General features: G+C 43.4%; 17 protein-coding genes and 1 pseudogene. 8 read left to right on the top strand and 10 right to left on the bottom strand.

The annotated features are described in order from the left end of the window. Nucleotides 1-2: 2 nt before the first annotated feature. Genes KYS23_RS15160 through KYS23_RS15170 form a run of 3 tightly spaced genes read left to right on the top strand, consistent with a single transcriptional unit; the run spans nt 3 to nt 1,927 of the window. On the top strand, nt 3-623 hold the full coding sequence (locus tag KYS23_RS15160; protein WP_159533298.1) for an NAD(P)H-binding protein: 621 nt from the start codon (nt 3-5) through the stop codon (nt 621-623). Between the two features lie 47 nt (nt 624-670). Then, nucleotides 671-1,387: a tRNA1(Val) (adenine(37)-N6)-methyltransferase gene (locus tag KYS23_RS15165; RefSeq protein ID WP_159533296.1), complete on the top strand. Its 717-nt coding sequence runs from the start codon at nt 671-673 to the stop codon at nt 1,385-1,387. 15 nt (nt 1,388-1,402) lie between these two features. Beyond that, entirely contained in the window at nt 1,403-1,927 is a 525-nt protein-coding gene (locus KYS23_RS15170) for a YgjV family protein (protein WP_159533294.1), read from the top strand. Nucleotides 1,928-2,024: 97 nt separating this feature from the next. Here KYS23_RS15170 and KYS23_RS15175 read toward each other — a convergent pair whose 3' ends face one another. From KYS23_RS15175 to KYS23_RS15190, 4 genes are all read right to left on the bottom strand, one after another. Continuing rightward, nucleotides 2,025-2,432: an ExbD/TolR family protein gene (locus KYS23_RS15175; RefSeq protein WP_211071803.1), complete on the bottom strand. Its 408-nt coding sequence runs from the start codon at nt 2,430-2,432 to the stop codon at nt 2,025-2,027. Nucleotides 2,433-2,572: 140 nt separating this feature from the next. Next, nucleotides 2,573-3,358, bottom strand: a complete 786-nt coding sequence (locus KYS23_RS15180; RefSeq protein ID WP_159533290.1) for a CLCA_X family protein — start codon at nt 3,356-3,358, stop codon at nt 2,573-2,575. A gap of 2 nt (nt 3,359-3,360) precedes the next feature. Then, nucleotides 3,361-3,900, bottom strand: coding sequence for a flavodoxin FldB (gene fldB, locus KYS23_RS15185; RefSeq protein WP_159533288.1), 540 nt, complete (start codon nt 3,898-3,900; stop codon nt 3,361-3,363). A 21-nt stretch (nt 3,901-3,921) separates the two neighbouring features. Continuing rightward, nucleotides 3,922-5,787 carry a metallophosphoesterase family protein gene (locus KYS23_RS15190; RefSeq protein WP_218419280.1) on the bottom strand — a complete coding sequence of 622 codons (1,866 nt, stop codon included), beginning with the start codon at nt 5,785-5,787 and terminating at the stop codon, nt 3,922-3,924. Nucleotides 5,788-6,081: 294 nt separating this feature from the next. Between KYS23_RS15190 and KYS23_RS15195 the strand changes: the two genes are divergently transcribed. After that, on the top strand, nt 6,082-7,230 hold the full coding sequence (locus KYS23_RS15195; RefSeq protein WP_159533286.1) for a hypothetical protein: 1,149 nt from the start codon (nt 6,082-6,084) through the stop codon (nt 7,228-7,230). Between the two features lie 181 nt (nt 7,231-7,411). Here the strand turns inward: KYS23_RS15195 and msrA are convergent, their stop codons facing one another. Further along, nucleotides 7,412-7,957 carry a peptide-methionine (S)-S-oxide reductase MsrA gene (gene msrA, locus KYS23_RS15200; RefSeq protein WP_218397665.1) on the bottom strand — a complete coding sequence of 182 codons (546 nt, stop codon included), beginning with the start codon at nt 7,955-7,957 and terminating at the stop codon, nt 7,412-7,414. Between the two features lie 168 nt (nt 7,958-8,125). Here msrA and KYS23_RS15205 point away from each other — a divergent pair. The 3 genes and pseudogenes from KYS23_RS15205 to KYS23_RS15215 form a co-directional block, all read left to right on the top strand. After that, nucleotides 8,126-8,518, top strand: a pseudogene (locus tag KYS23_RS15205) (thiol-disulfide oxidoreductase DCC family protein); the annotation flags it as partial. A gap of 85 nt (nt 8,519-8,603) precedes the next feature. Then, on the top strand, nt 8,604-9,413 hold the full coding sequence (locus KYS23_RS15210; RefSeq protein ID WP_218419272.1) for an SDR family NAD(P)-dependent oxidoreductase: 810 nt from the start codon (nt 8,604-8,606) through the stop codon (nt 9,411-9,413). A gap of 207 nt (nt 9,414-9,620) precedes the next feature. Beyond that, a complete protein-coding gene (locus KYS23_RS15215; protein ID WP_159533278.1) occupies nt 9,621-11,042 on the top strand; it encodes a sodium-dependent transporter in 1,422 nt (473 codons plus the stop codon). Nucleotides 11,043-11,198: 156 nt separating this feature from the next. On the opposite strand, the gene KYS23_RS15220 is transcribed toward KYS23_RS15215, so the two are convergent. Both KYS23_RS15220 and KYS23_RS15225 read right to left on the bottom strand, forming a co-directional pair. Next, on the bottom strand, nt 11,199-12,029 hold the full coding sequence (locus tag KYS23_RS15220) for an NAD-dependent epimerase/dehydratase family protein (RefSeq protein WP_218419274.1): 831 nt from the start codon (nt 12,027-12,029) through the stop codon (nt 11,199-11,201). Between the two features lie 293 nt (nt 12,030-12,322). Continuing rightward, nucleotides 12,323-13,123, bottom strand: a complete 801-nt coding sequence (locus tag KYS23_RS15225; RefSeq protein WP_159533274.1) for a DUF2884 family protein — start codon at nt 13,121-13,123, stop codon at nt 12,323-12,325. 362 nt (nt 13,124-13,485) lie between these two features. Here KYS23_RS15225 and KYS23_RS15230 point away from each other — a divergent pair, with 362 nt between their 5' ends. Continuing rightward, on the top strand, nt 13,486-13,677 hold the full coding sequence (locus KYS23_RS15230; RefSeq protein ID WP_013782633.1) for a hypothetical protein: 192 nt from the start codon (nt 13,486-13,488) through the stop codon (nt 13,675-13,677). Nucleotides 13,678-13,755: 78 nt separating this feature from the next. Here KYS23_RS15230 and KYS23_RS15235 read toward each other — a convergent pair whose 3' ends face one another. Genes KYS23_RS15235 through KYS23_RS15245 form a run of 3 tightly spaced genes read right to left on the bottom strand, consistent with a single transcriptional unit; the run spans nt 13,756 to nt 16,849 of the window. Continuing rightward, nucleotides 13,756-15,042, bottom strand: coding sequence for a mechanosensitive ion channel family protein (locus KYS23_RS15235; RefSeq protein ID WP_159533272.1), 1,287 nt, complete (start codon nt 15,040-15,042; stop codon nt 13,756-13,758). Between the two features lie 2 nt (nt 15,043-15,044). Then, nucleotides 15,045-15,938, bottom strand: coding sequence for an acyltransferase (locus tag KYS23_RS15240; RefSeq protein ID WP_159533270.1), 894 nt, complete (start codon nt 15,936-15,938; stop codon nt 15,045-15,047). Then, a complete protein-coding gene (locus tag KYS23_RS15245) occupies nt 15,935-16,849 on the bottom strand; it encodes an acyltransferase (protein ID WP_159533268.1) in 915 nt (304 codons plus the stop codon). Before KYS23_RS15245 ends, KYS23_RS15240 begins: the two co-directional genes overlap by 4 nt. Between the last annotated feature and the right edge of the window lie 74 nt (nt 16,850-16,923).

Below are 16,923 nucleotides of genomic sequence, written 5' to 3' on the forward strand. Positions count from 1 at the left end.
GTATGAAAACCGCAATGGTGCTAGGAGCGACCGGATTAGTGGGACGAACGTTGGTAAACATACTTTTACAGGACCGCCGCTATAGCGAAGTGACCTGTTTGGTAAGAAAGCCGCTACAGTCTAATCAATTCGCCGATCCACACAATAGGCTTAAACCCGTGGTTATTGATTTTGATAACCTGCAAGACTACCAAGGGTACTTCGGTGTCGATCACGTATATTGCTGTTTAGGGACCACACTTAAACAAGCGGGCTCTAAGTCGGCGTTTAGACGGGTGGATTTTGAATACGTACATGTTGCTGCTCAACTTACTCGTGCACAGCGCACCGGCAGTTTTGTATGGATCTCGTCGGTTGGAGCAGATGCAAAAAGCAGTAACTTTTATTTACGGGTGAAAGGCGAGTTAGAAAACGCGATAATGCGCATGCCACAGCTTCCTCATGCGGCAGCAGTACGTCCTTCACTTCTGTTGGGAACGCGAAGCGAATTTCGCACCCTTGAAGATGTGGCACAGAAAACCGCACCAGTTTGGAAAATATTGATGCAAGGGCCGTTAAAAAAATACCGCCCAGTGCATGCTGTCGATGTAGCAAGAAACATGATGACAAGGCAGAAGTGGTAGTGCCAGAGCACAACGCCCTAGAAAACAAAAATATAAAGAGAGCTACCATGTTTCGCTGTAAGCAGTTTGTGGTTAATCAAACCAATTGTGCTATGAAAGTAAATACCGACAGTATGATATTAGGCAGTTGGGCCAAGCCCAATCAAAGTAGCCATATTCTTGATATAGGCACGGGCACCGGTATTCTCGCGCTAATGATGGCGCAAACGTCTGCGCCATCAGCCAAAATCACCGCTATCGATATTGATGAAAAGGCTGCATCACAAGCGAGGTTAAACGTAGCTGCCTCACCTTGGCCAACAAAAATAACAGTGCAGCATAATAAGTTGTCGGACTTAGCTGCGGATAACGCGTTCGACTTTATCGTGTCTAATCCGCCCTATTTCGAGCATGTAAAAGGCCATAGTCATGCCTACAAGTCGCAAAGTGACACTAGAGAACAGGCTCGGCAAACTGTTTCACTTACCCCAGCGCATCTATTTTCATTTGTTACTGAGCAACTTACCAGTACTGGTGAGTTCTATTGCCTTTATCCTTTTGCTCGGGAGAGTGAAATTATAGGCATAGCTGCTGAAATAGGCTTAGTCACAAATCGTATTCTAAGAGTGCAGCACAATGACCAACGCCCCCCTTATGTGACGGTATTTTGTATGAGTAAACAACACAAAAAGAGCGACATTGACAATCTGGTGATTAGAGATGAAAGCGGAGATTACTCAAGTCGTTTTAAAGCGCTTTGCCGCGATTTCTATTTACGCTTTTAACAAAGGTAGTTTGGCATGTTGATTGTAGCTGAAGCGTTCGGTGCTATTGCCGTCGTACTTAATTTTATTGGTTATAGGCAAAATAGTGTAGAGCGCTATTTATTTATCTCTGCCTTTGCTTTACTGAGCTTAAGTGTGCATTTTTTTATGCTTGATGCCATGGCAGCTGGCGTGGGTACATGTTTAGCGGGGTTGCGTAATTTTATCGCTATAAAGCATCGTAGCCGATGGGTACTGTTTATTTTCGTGGCCGCCAATATCCTATTCATGCTGTATGAGTGGTTTATTCTGCACCATGACTGGAACATTTTTATCGCCTATGCGTCATCCCTCATTTTTACGATAGGCTCAATTGTCTTAAGAGAAACAGACAAAATCAGGCGATATTTCTTGCTCGCCGAAACACTTGGGCTCATGTACGCCCTCTCAGTAGGCAGTATTTTTGGTACCGTTTTTAATATCAGTAACTTATTTAGTATTGTGACAAAGATGATAAGTGATGGAAAAAAGAGCAATCATAAATGTTGGAGGTCGAAGTGAAGTTTTCCAAATACATTGATGGGGAGTCTATAAATCGGTGGACGAGTAAAAACGAAAAAGCCGCCCTAGAGGCGGCTTTTTAAAACTTTCGAAAGAACTAGCCTTTCTTGACCAGTACCGACACTTTAGCGATACCAGCTACTTTAACCTGGTTCATTACTTCTACCACTGTACCGTGTTCAGTATCTTCATCAGCTTGTATAGCTGCTGAATCAGTGTTGTTTTCCGCTAAAAAAGTTTGTGTGTTTGCAACAACACGGCGGATATCAACTTCACGGCCACCCATCATGATAGTGCCATCGGCATCTATACGAATAGAAAGCGCTTTAGAAGGCTGATCATTCTTAGCCTGATTGTCTTCTGGGCGGTTTGTATCTAACCCTTTTTCTTTCACGAACGAGGTCGTTACGATGAAGAAAATCAACATGATGAACACGATGTCCAACATGGGGGTCATATCAATCTGAGCCTCGTCTTCGGCCGAGGTATGCTTTTTTCTTTTCATCTCGTCTTCTTTTTTCTGTTACGTTCGAGCGCTTTAGTATACTGCCTGTAACAAAAATAAACAGGGTTTTGTACAAAACAGCGTGCTCGTTAACACTTGTTGCTGAAAAATTGCTCAGTTTCCATCGTAAAACAACAAACTTAAGATTGTTTGTGGGAAATGGCGACGCCTAATTGGTAAAAATACAACATCAACGACTCATTGAGCGCTATACGCAAATTACCATGAGGATAAATGCCAAGTCTAGCCTCTGTTGATCTTTTTGTGCCTTGAACCAAGAATGCATTTTTGATCAAATGGTCTTGAACGCAGGCTTCAAAGGCTCTGGCGGCCATTTCTTGTGGCATTGCGTAATAATAGATTTTTAATGCGCGATCCGCCTCTACAGATCGTACAAAATAATCGTTAGGTCGATTATTGTTGTCTAAAAACAACGAAGAGAAGCATTTACTCAGTTTTTCATTGAGTGGATGGGGGTTGAGTTGGGCATTATCTAACCACGCTTGCGAGGCAAAGCTACCCACACCTACATCGGCAAACATTTTGGGTGCAATATAATGATCAAACGCATGAAACCACTCATGAGCTAATGCGCCTGCGCCGGCATTCTTAGCCAATGCGAGCTGTCTTCGAGCGCTGTTATAATGTGCGCTGGCGCCTTTTTGACCACCACTGCCAAAGGCTAGCGATAATGTGCCGTTTAAAGACAGCACTTGTTCGTTCACGTTTAAAATGGTGGCCAGATCATACAAGGCGTCGAAGAATAAGTTGGCCGCTATTTGCTGTTCATCAGCGGTTACCCATTTTCCAATGGTGATACTCGAAAAATTAAACAGTTTGCGAATATCTTGAAAAGTGACATCGGCACCATCTCTATGGCTTGGGCCATTACGATAGAAGTCTTGATGTATGCGCCCTTGGGTCACAGCTAACCCGCTAACGATATAAGCAGTTGTTCACACCATGCAGCAATACGTTCATCTGATTTGTCGTACTGGTTCTCGTCGTCTAACGAGAGGCCTAAAAAGTGTGACTTGTCTTCAGTTAATGCTTTAGACGCTGTGAACTCATAACCCTCATTGGGCCAATAACCAATGATAGTGCAGTTGGAAGGGGCGATAGCATCGTGCAGCATACCCAAGGCATCTTGAAACCAATCAGCGTAACCAAGTTGGTCGCCCATGCCGTATAAGGCTACGATTTTACCTTCCAAATTAAGCTGGTGGGCTTCTTCCCAGTGAGACTCCCAATCTTCTTGCAGCTCACCGAAGTCCCAAGTAGAAATACCAAAGATAATAACGTCATAGTCGGCAGTTTTGTTCAAACTTACATCTTTAATATTGTGAACATCTACAATGTTATCGTCGAATAAGCTATTCAATTGTGCCTGAATTTTTTCCGCTGCCATTTCCGTATAACAGGTTGTTGAACCGTAGAATAAGCCAATCGACAGCGCATTATCACTCATGAAAACCTCTTTCCGTACACACTAATTATCTTTTATGGGCGGGAATTCTACCTCTTTACCATTGCTCAACAAAGCTTTGCAGCCAACAACTGTACTATTTTGTGAAATTTGTAATATACCAATGGCGCAGCCGTTATATAGCTCACCGTATCCTGATGATGGCTCTCTGGCGGTGACTGACATATTTCTGCGCCGCGTGAACACGTTCAGCACAGATTTTGGCCCGTAGAAAACACGGTTAAGCCTATCTAACCAGCGAATTAAGCCTTCTGGAAAGGCGTTCTTTAATCCGCTACAGGTAAATTGGGTAATGTGAGGGCTGTTGCGACGAAAGCGTAGTCGTACATCGTATACAAACGAGTAGTGAACATCACCAGATAAGATAATAAATTCAGGTGGCGTTTTGTAATGTCGAAAAATGTTCAGCATGACATTCGCCGTGCCTTTGTGCGCCATCCAGTTTTCGGCGTCCACAGTCAGTGCTTTGCCAAAGAAGGTAAAAGTCTTTTGAATGGCTTCTATAAACTTCACCCCATAGATAGGGGCGGCCGACACCACTATCACGGCATCCTTTCCAATAATATTATGCTGAAAGTCGCACAAGGCTTCCCAATCCATCAAGCCAGACGGCTTTTTCATACTTGATTCTGAGCGCCAACGACGGGTTCGGGTATCCAATACCTCAATAGGGGGCGTGGTGTCTAAGCGATAATTCCAATGTTCAAAGTCTAACAATTGATCGATGAGTTCATCTTGTTTCACCATGCCACTTTCGGTAAAGGTTTCACTGGCTTTAGCAATCAACGGCGCGCATTTTTGTGGCGCATTGCCCCAGCCTTGGCAAAGTAGGTAACCGGTAAGGGCATTACCAATCATACGTTTAGAAAAAGGGTTTCCATAAACTTCTTGCTCCCAACCCCGGGTTAAATTCCAGTCGTCGGTGACATCGTGGTCGTCAAAAATCATATAAACGGGGATATGCGCCAGTGCACGACGGACTTTTGGCAACTTGCTCACAAAACCTTCAATGGCGCGTTGTTCTTTTTCAAAGGTCTGTTTGTGTTGCACGGCTATATCATTCACTTGAAAAGTCACGTTTCGCCACAGGGCAGGTGACCACACCAAGAAATACATGGCCACCACTTCGGCGCAGCTTATTAAGTGATTTTGCGCATTCACCGAGGTGAAAATGGGTTTTCTTTTGGCGCCAAAGAAGAGTGATGAAAGTGCGGTATTCGTCTCCGTTTGAGGCAGTAACTGCTCACGTTCATAAAAACCATGCAGGTGAGTAGGGAGTTCTGCGGAATTTTCTAAAACCGCGCCCTCAAGGGGCTCTTCAAAAAGCCCGAGTAATGCAATGACGTGGTGAATGGCTTGCAAAGTAGGGCCGGCTACATCATCGGTGTATACCTGATCGCCTGTCATCATAAGCACATCAGGGCGAGGGCTATTTGATGCAATGGCATTATCGAGTAAATTATCAACTTGGGCTAGAGCGTCATCTCCATCAAAATGAGGCTTTCGACATGAGCCATGCAATAGGGTTTCAGGCTTGTTTGTCCAGCAAAAGCTCAATGCAGTTTGATTAGCATAAAGTAAGTCTGCTTGCTCTTTTTGCCACTTTTCTTGGCATTCAGTCGCTGTAAAGGTGAGTTGGTAGTAAATGGGTATATTAGCGGTAAAGCTTTCATCTACAGTGGCAGATAATAAATGAATGAAGGCGTGCTTACCTACTTGCACGCAGGTGCTTGCCACCTCTGCGTCAAGCTTCGCATCATTTTGTGAAAGCGTAAATGTTGGGGCCTTAGCCTCTGACGTGACTAACCAAATATGACACGCACTTTGTGTGACTCGCCTAACGATTGGGCCCGCAACCACCGCAGGAATACACTGCTTAGAAATAATATGCTCCTACCAAAAGCAACAAGAAGAAAAATGTACCTTACTCTTTTTTGGCTTTAAACGGTATGGTAGATATACTCGCTTACATTTTTTACCCTAATGGGCTTTACTCGTGACGGTTTTCGCCCATAAATTTGCTTCTGCCTAACTGTTCAAAATGCAGGTCAAAATGCAGCCGGTATCGTGGATTTGGTGAGCAGTAGAATTATAAGCTAGTGCTTGCAGCTTTTGCTAGGCGTGAGTTATAGGGGCATCTTAACGTTGAAGGAAATGAAAGATATGTTGAATAATTGGCCGGTTGCCGCGTGTATTGTTGTCGCGTTAAGTAGTGTTATGGCAGGCTGTAGCGAGAGCAAAGATGCCGCATTTAACGAAGAAGTACCTAGTGCCACAACAAGTTCGGTTTTAACCTCTGTTGGGCGCTGGATATCCACCGACACCAGCGAGGTAATGCAAGACCCTCAAACCTCGGGGCTAATTGAAATTAATGGTCAATTAGTCACCATAGCAGATGGTAGTGCCGCCTTTGAGCAGCAAAGAAAACTGCACTTTCTTGATAAAGAAACGGCAACACTGACCACATCAAGTAATGCATTTAAACTAGCCACACGCGTGCGCAGAAGTTGTTTTAGTGACTATTTAACCAATGCACCAGATTTAGAAGCGCTTGCTAGCGATCCTCATAACCCGAATGTGATTTATACCGTAACCGAAGATGCTACCCGCACAGGAACGCTTTCTACCCGTTGCGAAAAGAAATATCAAGATACGGGCTCGACCGATTATCCCACCTTATTGGTTCGATTAGCGCGAGATGAAGACAATACTGTGACAATGACCCATGTTCGCCCTTTGCAGTTTCCTACCAAATTTGAAGTGGGTAACTTTCCTAACGACGGTATTGAGGGCATGGCCATGGCAAAAGATGGCACCTTGTACTTAGGTCTTGAGAAAGACAAAGCGGGGCAGCCGCGTATTTTCTCGTTAAACATGACAGATGACTTTTGGAAAAGTGCTGATTTCGCTGTGGTAGATGAACCTGATTTGTCGGTGCCTACGTTTGATGCGGGTAGTCACCCTATCAATGGTTTAGCACTTTATAATGCCGCTGATAGCGGTAATAGTTACTTATTAGCCGCTGCCCGAAATGACAACGAGGTTTGGGTAATTGATGTTGCTGGTAAGGCTGAAACTAAACGTATCTCCATGCAGTTTAACGTGAATGCAGATAACGACTGTGGCGAATATGTAATGGATAACGCCTCAATTGAAGGACTCGTTGTGGTAGAAGATACCTTGTGGCTAATTAACGACCCGTGGAAAGTGAACTACTTGAAGAACATCAAATGTGAGGCAGAAACTGCGCGTTATGAGGCTATGGCACCCTTGTTGTTCTCAGTGCCTCTAGATAGAGCCTGGTTTCAGTAGCACTAACCTGCAATCGCGCTAAGTTTAATTAGCTTTGTTTTTAGAAAGCATTGAGCTTCAAAAGTACTGATCTTCAAACTTATTGGCTATCGATAGAAATAAAAAATGCGGTTGCAGATTTTACGCTGCAACCGCACTTTTTGTCAGGCTGTTCAAACCAAGCGATACTTAATAAGGCTACTTATGCTTCTGGGCGTATACGGGATGCAAATGTCTTTTTAAACTTTGCTAGTTTAGGTGCTACTACCATTGAACAGTATTGGTTCTGCGGATTATTTTTAAAGTAATCTTGATGGTAGCCTTCAGCCTGATGGTAGTTATTAATCGGCACTACTTCGGTGACAACCGGATCAGGCCAAATCTCTTCCGTGGTGATTTCTTCTATAATGGCCTTGGCTGCGTCTTTTTGCGCATCGTCATGATAGAAAACCGCACTACGGTATTGCGTGCCCACATCGTTACCTTGACGGTTCAATTGCGTAGGATCGTGCAGTGCAAAGAAAATTTCTAATATCTCTCGATAACTGATGTTATCTGCATCATAGGTAACTTGAACCACTTCAGCGTGACCAGTACCGCCACCACAAACCGATTCATAAGTTGGTAAGGGATCTTCGCCACCTGCATACCCAGATACCGCTTTTTCAACACCTTCAACAGTATTAAATGCTGATTCAATACACCAAAAACACCCGCCTGCTAGGGTGGTTACTTGTAAATTTGCCATTGCGTTACCTCAGAAAAAACGTATGACATCAGTGTGGGTGTGAGCGCGGTTAAACTCAAGTCATCCAAGTGCATTTTTTTAGCGTATAAAAGCATAATAAATAAAAAGCCCAGAACACAGAAAGCACAGAACACACAGAAAGCTACGGCTAAGTCAGAGGTGACTACATTGATAATTTTTTACGATGGCTACTGCCCGTTGTGCAAAACAGAAATGCGCCATTTACAAAAACGGGATAAGCAAGGTGCATTAACCCTTGTTGATATTCAAACTCCAGAGTTTGCTGCTAAATACCCTGAATTAGATTGGCATGCACTCAACGCCAGAATTCACGGGGTATTACCCGATGGTACACTGATTACTGGGCTAGATGTAACCCACCAGGCGTGGAAAGCTGTGGGTGTAGGTTGGCTATACGCCCCCCTGCGCTGGCCAGGTATTCGTATTATTGCCGATTGGTGTTACCTTAAATTCGCTAAACACCGCTATACCATTTCGTATTTATTGACCGGTAAAAAGCGTACTTGTGACCGATGTGTACCAGGTGATATGCAACAAAAATTACCCAGCACGGCGAATACTAGAAGCTCCGCTGGGGCGGAACATATTACGAATACCGAAAGCACAAAAGGCAAAGGTGGCGACAGTGGCAGATAACCCCAAAACTGAGCAAAATACTGCTGAGCAGAGCGCTAATACGGTCACTCTTGTGATAGGGGCGTCAGGAGGGATCGGTAAGGCACTGGTTCATCTATTGGCAAGCGCTGAGGCCCATGAAGGTGATAATCCCAATAAGGTAATCGCGCTTAGCCGCACTGGTTATAAAGACGCCACTTGGCCTGATAATGTAACGGCATTTAGCTTGCCGGAACACAATGAACGCAATATAGAGGCGTTTGTTAAAGACTTAAAAGCCAAAGGTCTGCGCGTGAAGTTAGCGATTGTCGCCACAGGTGTGCTCAATAACGAAACGTTGGGGCTCCGCCCGGAAAAGCGGCTGGAAGATATCAGTGAAGAAGCGCTAGCAACCTACTTTGCAATCAATAGTACGATGCCCGCTTTATGGATGAAGTACTTGGTGACTGTGATGGTGAAAGAGAGCCCGTCTATTGTATGCATAAGCGCGCGGGTGGGCAGTATTTCAGATAATAAACTGGGGGGCTGGTATGGATATCGAGCTTCAAAAGCCGCGCTTAATATGTTGGTAAAAACAGCCTCGGTAGAGTATACACGGCGACTAAAAGATCCACTTTTAATCTGTTACCACCCAGGCACTGTCGATACTGGTTTATCAGCGCCATTTCAGAAAAACGTAAAAGCAAATAAGCTATTCACACCGGAATTTACCGCTAAACAACTGCTTACCCATTTGTCGACACTGAGCGCTTCTCGGCATTCAAATCGCGACGAAAGCTGCCACTTCATTGACTGGGACGGTAAGGTGGTAACTTGGTGATACGCCAATTGCCGCTTTCTGTAAGCCCAATATCAAGACTTTTTATTACACTGCTGTTACCATGCATTTTAGGGAATGGTGCAGTGTTTTGACTCGCTTAAAAAAGGCGAGCAATACGACGTAGTCGACGCCATTAGCACGATGAAATAATCATAAGTTATCGCCATCCCAGAAAACATAAAAATAAACTCAACAAGAGGAAGGGATATGAGCGGGGCCAGAGAACAGTTCGGATCGCGCATAGGTTTTATTCTAGCAGCGGCAGGATCGGCAGTAGGTATTGGTAACCTAGTGGGTTTTCCTGTTGGCGCAGCAAAAAATGGCGGTGGTGCATTTTTATTGATGTATGCCATTTTTGTATTCGCTATTTGCTTACCTGTGATGTTAGCGGAAATGTCAGTGGGGCGTCATGCCAAAAAGGATCCATTAGGCGCATACAGCGCAATCAGTGGCAATTCAGCAAAGTGGAAAATCGCCGGTTGGTTAGCCATTGCTACGCCATTTATGATTGCCGTGTTCTACATGGTGATAACGGTGTGGATTTTCGGTTATCTTTTTGAAACCGTCAGCGGTAATTTAGACACCTTAGCTAACCCAGATACATTTGGGTTATTTATTAATTCATCGTCTATTTTCGCTTATATGGCCGTGGTTGTTGGTGTGGTCTATCTCATTCTGCAAGGCGGTGTTAAAGAGGGGATTGAAAAAGCAGCTAAGCTGCTGATGCCAGCCCTTTTTGTTATGTTAATTGGCTTAGTGTTGTTCGTACTCACCCGCGAGAATGCTATGGCAGGGGTGAAGTTTTATATCATTCCTGACTTCTCAAAGCTGACAGCAAGTGTGGTGAATGGTGCGCTCGCACAAGCGTTTTTCTCCCTCTCGTTAGGTATGGGGATTTTGATTACCTACGGCAGTTATATCGACAAGAGAGCGGATGTGCCTACGTCGGCAAAGTTAGTGGCAATAACAGATACCGCAGTGGCCTTCACAGCAGGCTTAATGATTCTACCTGCGATATTCTCTTTCAACCCTGATATTAATCCTGATGAACTTAGTGAGTCATCGGTGAGTATGATTTTCACCTATTTACCTAATATATTTTTAGCGCTGCAAAGCTCTATTGGGTATGTGGGGGCGTCTATCGTGGCAAGCCTGTTCTTCTTATTAGTGTTCTTTGCTGCCATCACGTCTTTAGTGTCTATTTTTGAAGTGCCAGTAGCGGCGCTAATGGACGAGAAAGGGGTAAGCAGGAAGTGGGCGTTAGCGTCACTTGGTAGCGTGATGCTTGTACTAGCGGTACTGTGTACTTTGTCATTTGGTAAAGTTGATGCACTTACGCAGTTCGCCAGCTACGCGGGTGTAGATAAGTCGCTGTTCGACGTTATTATTGACGTATTTTACGAGACTATTTTGCCATTAAACGGCTTCTTGATTTGTATCTTTGTTATTTATCGTTGGAAAAGTGCAAACTTCAACGCATCCCTTGAAGAGGGGAGTTCAGGCTATCGCGGTGGATGGTTTGAAAAGTATGTCGATGTATCGCTTAAAACGTTTATCCCTGCCATCTTGTTAGTTATTTTCATCAATACCGTGGCGGTTAAATACTTCGGCGTTAGCCTGTTTGGCTAGTCGCTTACTAAACTTGTTGTAATAGAGATACCAACGATAAGGCGCTCAAATGTGAGCGCCTTATCTATTTGTAATTCTGTACTTTATTTATAAGCCTGCTCTTTTTATAAAACTGCACTTTTTATAAATGAATGTCCTTCACAACATCCTATTTAACTAAATCATGTCATCAGGGTTGGCATAGTCAGGAAGTATTCCCAGCAAATTCCAACTCGCTTTTGCATCAATCGCCTTACCCGTAGGGGCCAACTCTGACTCACTAAAGGTGGGAGCCGGTATGCCTTTTTTCAGTGCCGCTTGGGTATAGTAATCGCCTCTTTTCGGGTGTTGTAAACTACATAAATGATATAAATCGGTGCTGTCACCCTTGCTAGTTTCGGCCAAAATCAGTGCCTTTAACGCGGCAATAACATCATGAACATGTACTAAGTTAATTCGTTTATTGCCCGCATTCAGGCTTCTTCCGCTTAAGGAATTTACAGGGTGGCGATCTGGGCCTGTTAACCCAGCAAGGCGTACTATTTTAGCGTCTACCTTGGCATTCGTTTTTAATTTTAACACGTGCTGCTCTATGGCAACATGCGCTTTTGCCGATGCGGTTTCAGGCTGGGTGCTGGTGTGTTCATTCAACACATCACTTCTATTATCGCCGTATACCGAGGTGGTACTCATGAAAATAATACGAGCTACTCTGGCCGCCACTGCATTATCAATAAGAGCAAGCATGTTATTGGTGAAGTCATCTAACTGGGTATTACGACGGCCAGGTGGAATGTTTAGCACAAGTGTTGCATCGTTAAGTTCTTTACATAGTGCGGTGGTGTCGTCACCCAAACTAAAAACCAAGCCTTTAATGTGCTTATCGCTTATTTTCAACGCTTTTTCTTTGCTTCGCGTGGTAGCAATAATTGCATGGGTAGCTGACATGGCTTCGCCTAAGTAGCCACCAAGCCAACCGTAACCGCAGATAACTAGCTTATTATTCATAACGTCTTCTAGATGAGAAAAAGAGGGTGAAAGTAAAAGTATCAAAAATACGCGGTAAGGCGCAAAACGGATTGGTTCTGTGTGGTAAATACCAGGTACACAAATGCTGGGTGTTAGGTGCATAGTTCTGAGGATAAGGTGCAAAGCGCTAACCGATGAGGGAGAAAAGCTATTAAAATCAATTTGGTTATAAAAAAACGCTAGCGGGAAAGCTAGCGTTGTAAGGTTATTAAATGTAAATTGAACGTGGTTTGAATGTAGTGGGGGCAGTCACTGCACGAATAAAAACACAATTACATTTTCATTTCGCCACTGCGCATATCAATTAAGTCTAAGCCACCTAACCCAGGAATGCTGGCTTGCATTTTGTTTTCGGCATAATTAGCTTCTTGCAACACTTCACATAGGGCATCGCCTTTTTCTTCAAGTGCTGCGGCCTGTGATTCAACACGGTGTTCAATAGTCTCACCAAAGCGTTCCATTTTTTCCTCGAAGGCTTCCATATCGCCGCCGTTCCATAGCATTTGGGTGCCCACAGCAATCAAAATACGGCCCATTGATTCAGTTATGAGCGACTCGAATTGCGCTTCAAATTCGTCTTCCCAGCTTTCGTCGAAAAAGCCTGGCTCGTCAAACTTAGCTGTATCCACTTTGATATTGCCGTTGTCGTCGTAAAAAGACGTTGCTAACTTTTCGTTAAGCGAAGTGAACATGGTATCGAAATCTTCAGTAAGCTCATTATCGCCGCCAAGCAGTTCACCGAATACTTCTGAAACGGCGACACTGGCAATTTCTAACCCTTCACTTGCGATGTTAAGAGTCATGGGAATAGCAGTATCGATACGGTCGTAATAGGTATTGACCCATTGTTGTTGTTCGTTGTTCAACGTCACACTCTCACCGTTAATCACCAAATGGTAAGTGTCATCAATCGACATGGTAGAACCGTTTTGCATGTCGACAGTAATTAGGCCCTGGTGGTATTGAAGATGGCCATCTAATTCGATGTCGCAGCTAGTCTCAAAAGCAAACGCTGGCACGCTAAGTAAAGATGAAGATACTAAGGCGAGTGGAAGTAATTGTTTAATTTTCATTTTCTGAAATCCTATTAACCATGATGCTGTCGCGAAGACCGTCTAGTGTTATGAACTCTGTGTTGTGGTCACGCTGTTTTATAGCCTAGTGATTGCACTAGTTGTTACACTAGTTATTGTTATTGCAACCTCAGTGCCATTTTAATAAATACATTTATTTCAATGTCTTAAGGTTTTATAGAAAGGATGTGACATTGACTATTTACGAAAAGTTAGCAATTAGCTTAACTATTTAGCATTTTTGACTAAGATCAAAGGGGTGAGGAAAAGAGCACATTACTTGCATTTAATGTTTTTTGAGGCATGTTCATCCAGATTGATTTCGTGCATAATAATGCCAGAAAAATTAAAGGGTTTAGAGAATGACTGATTGGATTAACGCAATTGTATTTGGTGTTGCGCTAATTGCCTTCACTCTGGGGCTTAGCAGCATCGTAATGGGTTTCATGACAGCTGAAACTGGCGCAAAAGGCATGCAAGAAAAAATCGAGTATGGTTTCTTTGGCGTGTCTGGGCTAGTGGTTTGCTTGCTAATGGGTTATGCGTTGGCTTAAGTAATGATAGACATAAAAAAACCGGCTTAAGCCGGTTTTTTTATGTCTATCGTTTACATTTTTTGGTCACTGCAAGAACTAGTCTTGTTCGCTCTGGCTTATTTCCATTGCACTGGATAAGTAACCTAAGTGGCCGTCACGCTGGTAAGCAACGAGGTCAAACAAAGATAACATGGCCATCACATGGTCAAATATATCCGCTTGAACCTTTTCGTATTTCACCCAGTCTTTCTCAATACTAAAACAATATAGCTCCAGTGGCAGGCCAATTTCGTTAGGTGGCAGTTGGCGCACCATCAAGGTCATTTCCTGGTTCACACTAGGGTGTTTACGCAAATAAGACTCAAGATAAGCTCTGAAGGTACCAATGTTGGTTAATTTGCGGCTATTTAATAAGTCAGATTCATCAATAGAATAGTCTCTGTGATAAGCACGCAGTTCATTTGTTTTCTTCTCTATATACTCACTGATATAGCGAATTTTTGAGAAGCGTTCTAACATTTCGTTGTCACACAATTTAATAGAATGAACATCGATATACACCGAGCGCTTTATTCTTCGGCCACCAGATTCTTGCATGCCTCGCCAGTTCTTAACTGCCTCGGTAGTCAAATTATAGGTAGGCAGAGTTGAAATGGTTTTATCCCAGTTCTGCACTTTTACGTTGGTTAAACCTATTTCTTTAATTTCACCATCTACTTCGTATTTTTGCATGGTGATCCAATCACCGGTGTTAAACATGCGGTTAGCCGCAATTTGAATACCTGCCACAAAGCCCAATATGGTATCGCGGAAAATTAATAGCAGTACGGCGGCAATAGCCGTTAAGCCAGACACTAAGAGTAAGGGGCTTTTATCTACAATTAACGAGATGCTGAACAAAATGGTAAGAATGGCAAAGCCAAGCTTGGTGACTTGAATAAAGCCAGTAATAGGTGCACGTTTAGATAATGCAGAGGCGTTGTATACATCTTCCACCGTACTCAAAATGGCGTAAATACCCAACAGTCCACTGTAAAGCATATACAACAACGCGCTTTTTATTAATAAGCCGTACAGCACAGAGGCTTCTTCAATAAGTACTGGAGTGGCAAGAAATATAAAAAGAGCAGGGAATAAATGCATAAGACGGCGGAAGAAGCCATGTTCTTGTAATGCGTTATCCCAAATGTTGGTGGTCTTCGATACCCATCTCGCTATTTCAGGGCGAACAATCAACCTTGCAAATATATAAATGACAATCGCTATCGTCAATATGGTGCCCAATGCTAGCGCATTATATAGCGGGTCGTGCATAGTCAGTGATGGAAAGAAATCCTTCACTAAATGCATGAAGCTATCACGTACAGTCGAACTTACTTCCACAATTACGACTCCAAAAGACGTTTGATACGGCTATCTTTATTTTTCCACATGGCATTTAACCAATCTTGGAAAGTGGTGCGAAACTCAGGTTCACTCATTGAAGAGTGTTGCTGAAGTGCTGGCACAGGCATCACATTAACATCGATTATGATTTTGGTCATTGTGCCACTTAGCATAGCCATCATTGGGTGGCGCTTATTTTCTGGATATAGCAAAGAAATATCGAGCACATTAGTAAACAACTCACCCATTGCAGCCAGTGTAAAGGAAACGCCTCCCGCTTTAGGTGGAAGCAAGGTTTCATAAGGGCTTTGCTTCTGATGGTGTTTTTGTGTGGTAAATCGTGTGCCTTCAACAAAGTTGATGACAGTGGTGGGCACCGTACGAAATTTTTCACAAGATGCTCTTGTTGTTTCCAAATCTTTGCCTTTTTTCTCTGGGTACTTTTCTAAATAGGCCTTAGTGTATCTGTGCATAAAAGGCATATCTAAGGCCCAAGCACCTAATCCTACAAAAGGAAGCCAAATTAATTCCTTTTTGAGAAAGAACTTTGGCGCAGGTATACGATGAGTCGCAAATTCAATAAGTAGCACAATATCAAGGTAACTAAGATGGTTGGCGATAATCAAATACCATCTATCTTTCGACAATTCACCATGAACCGCACACTCAATGTTTACATTGTTAAAGAGGCGAATAAGCAATACGCTTACCCGTCCAAAACTAAACAAGCAAGCGTGCATGACGCTATTCCACGCTTCGGTAACTTTACCTGAAGGGAGTATCAGTTTAATGACGCCGAACAAGATGATCAGCCCTCCCCATAGCGCAAGGTTGGCTACTTGAAGCGCCGTGTGGACAACGAAAGTTACAGGAGAAAACAAGGTACGGATCATAGTGGCTTCTGAGTTGCGTTAATCGATTCTAATTGGTCGTTTTTATCTTGCCAGCGGCTATTTAACCAACGCTGAAATTGGCTTCTTACTTGTGGATCGTCAAAGTAATTATCATTAAAGTAGCCATTTTCGGTAATATCCGTGATGGGGGTTACTTTTATACTGACGCGAATATCACGTACCTTCCCGCTGACGAAATCCCAAAATGAGGGAACGCCGCCAGGGTAATCAATCGTTACGTCAATGAGCTTGTGCAACTGAGAGCCCATCGCTGAAAGCACAAACGCTACGCCGCCCGCTTTAGGTTTCAGCAGGTGGCTAAACGGTGAGTTCTGTCGGTCGTGTTTTTCTTGGGTAAAGCGTGTTCCTTCCACAAAGTTCATAATACTTACCGGCTTGGTACGAAACTTTTCGCATGCTTTGCGAGTAGTTTCCATGTCTTTGCCTTTCAGGTGTGGGTTCTTCGCCAAGAAAGATTTTGAGTATCGACGCATAAAGGGAAAATCGAGAGCCCACCAGGCGAGGCCTAAGATAGGGACGTAAATAAGTTCCTTTTTAAGGAAGAACTTTAAAAATGGGATTTTTCGGTTGAATACACGTTGTAAAACTAAGATATCGACCCAAGATTGATGGTTGGCAATCACTAAATACCAGTCTTTGCGGGTAAGTTGATCAAGGCCGGTAACATCCCATTTTGTTCTACTACTCACTCGTTGATTAAGATTATTAATCGTAATCCATGCGGTTGCGCACGCGTCCAAGATATACGATATAAATCGTCTCCAAGGCGCAAGCGGAATAAGTTTGAAAAAAGACAAAATAATGATGGGCGTTGCCCATAAAACTGTATTTAAAAAATAAAAAATTACTGAAATGGTGCCAACCAGATGATGCATTAGGCTTCTTATCATCGTACTTACCTCAAAAATTAGGCACTTAGTGTAAACGAACTTGATTTAAAATCCGATAGACCCTTTACTGTTTG

Source organism: Alteromonas lipotrueae (assembly GCF_019249255.1).
GTDB lineage: Bacteria > Pseudomonadota > Gammaproteobacteria > Enterobacterales > Alteromonadaceae > Alteromonas > Alteromonas lipotrueae.

Coding starts and splice junctions, on each gene's coding strand:
- KYS23_RS15160 (WP_159533298.1), top strand. CDS start 3: ATGAAAACCGCAATGGTGCTAGGAGCGACCGGATTAGTGGGACGAACG.
- KYS23_RS15165 (WP_159533296.1), top strand. CDS start 671: ATGTTTCGCTGTAAGCAGTTTGTGGTTAATCAAACCAATTGTGCTATG.
- KYS23_RS15170 (WP_159533294.1), top strand. CDS start 1,403: ATGTTGATTGTAGCTGAAGCGTTCGGTGCTATTGCCGTCGTACTTAAT.
- KYS23_RS15175 (WP_211071803.1), bottom strand. CDS start 2,432: ATGAAAAGAAAAAAGCATACCTCGGCCGAAGACGAGGCTCAGATTGAT.
- fldB (WP_159533288.1), bottom strand. CDS start 3,900: ATGAGTGATAATGCGCTGTCGATTGGCTTATTCTACGGTTCAACAACC.
- KYS23_RS15195 (WP_159533286.1), top strand. CDS start 6,082: ATGTTGAATAATTGGCCGGTTGCCGCGTGTATTGTTGTCGCGTTAAGT.
- msrA (WP_218397665.1), bottom strand. CDS start 7,957: ATGGCAAATTTACAAGTAACCACCCTAGCAGGCGGGTGTTTTTGGTGT.
- KYS23_RS15215 (WP_159533278.1), top strand. CDS start 9,621: ATGAGCGGGGCCAGAGAACAGTTCGGATCGCGCATAGGTTTTATTCTA.
- KYS23_RS15220 (WP_218419274.1), bottom strand. CDS start 12,029: ATGAATAATAAGCTAGTTATCTGCGGTTACGGTTGGCTTGGTGGCTAC.
- KYS23_RS15225 (WP_159533274.1), bottom strand. CDS start 13,123: ATGAAAATTAAACAATTACTTCCACTCGCCTTAGTATCTTCATCTTTA.
- KYS23_RS15230 (WP_013782633.1), top strand. CDS start 13,486: ATGACTGATTGGATTAACGCAATTGTATTTGGTGTTGCGCTAATTGCC.
- KYS23_RS15240 (WP_159533270.1), bottom strand. CDS start 15,938: ATGATCCGTACCTTGTTTTCTCCTGTAACTTTCGTTGTCCACACGGCG.
- KYS23_RS15245 (WP_159533268.1), bottom strand. CDS start 16,849: ATGATAAGAAGCCTAATGCATCATCTGGTTGGCACCATTTCAGTAATT.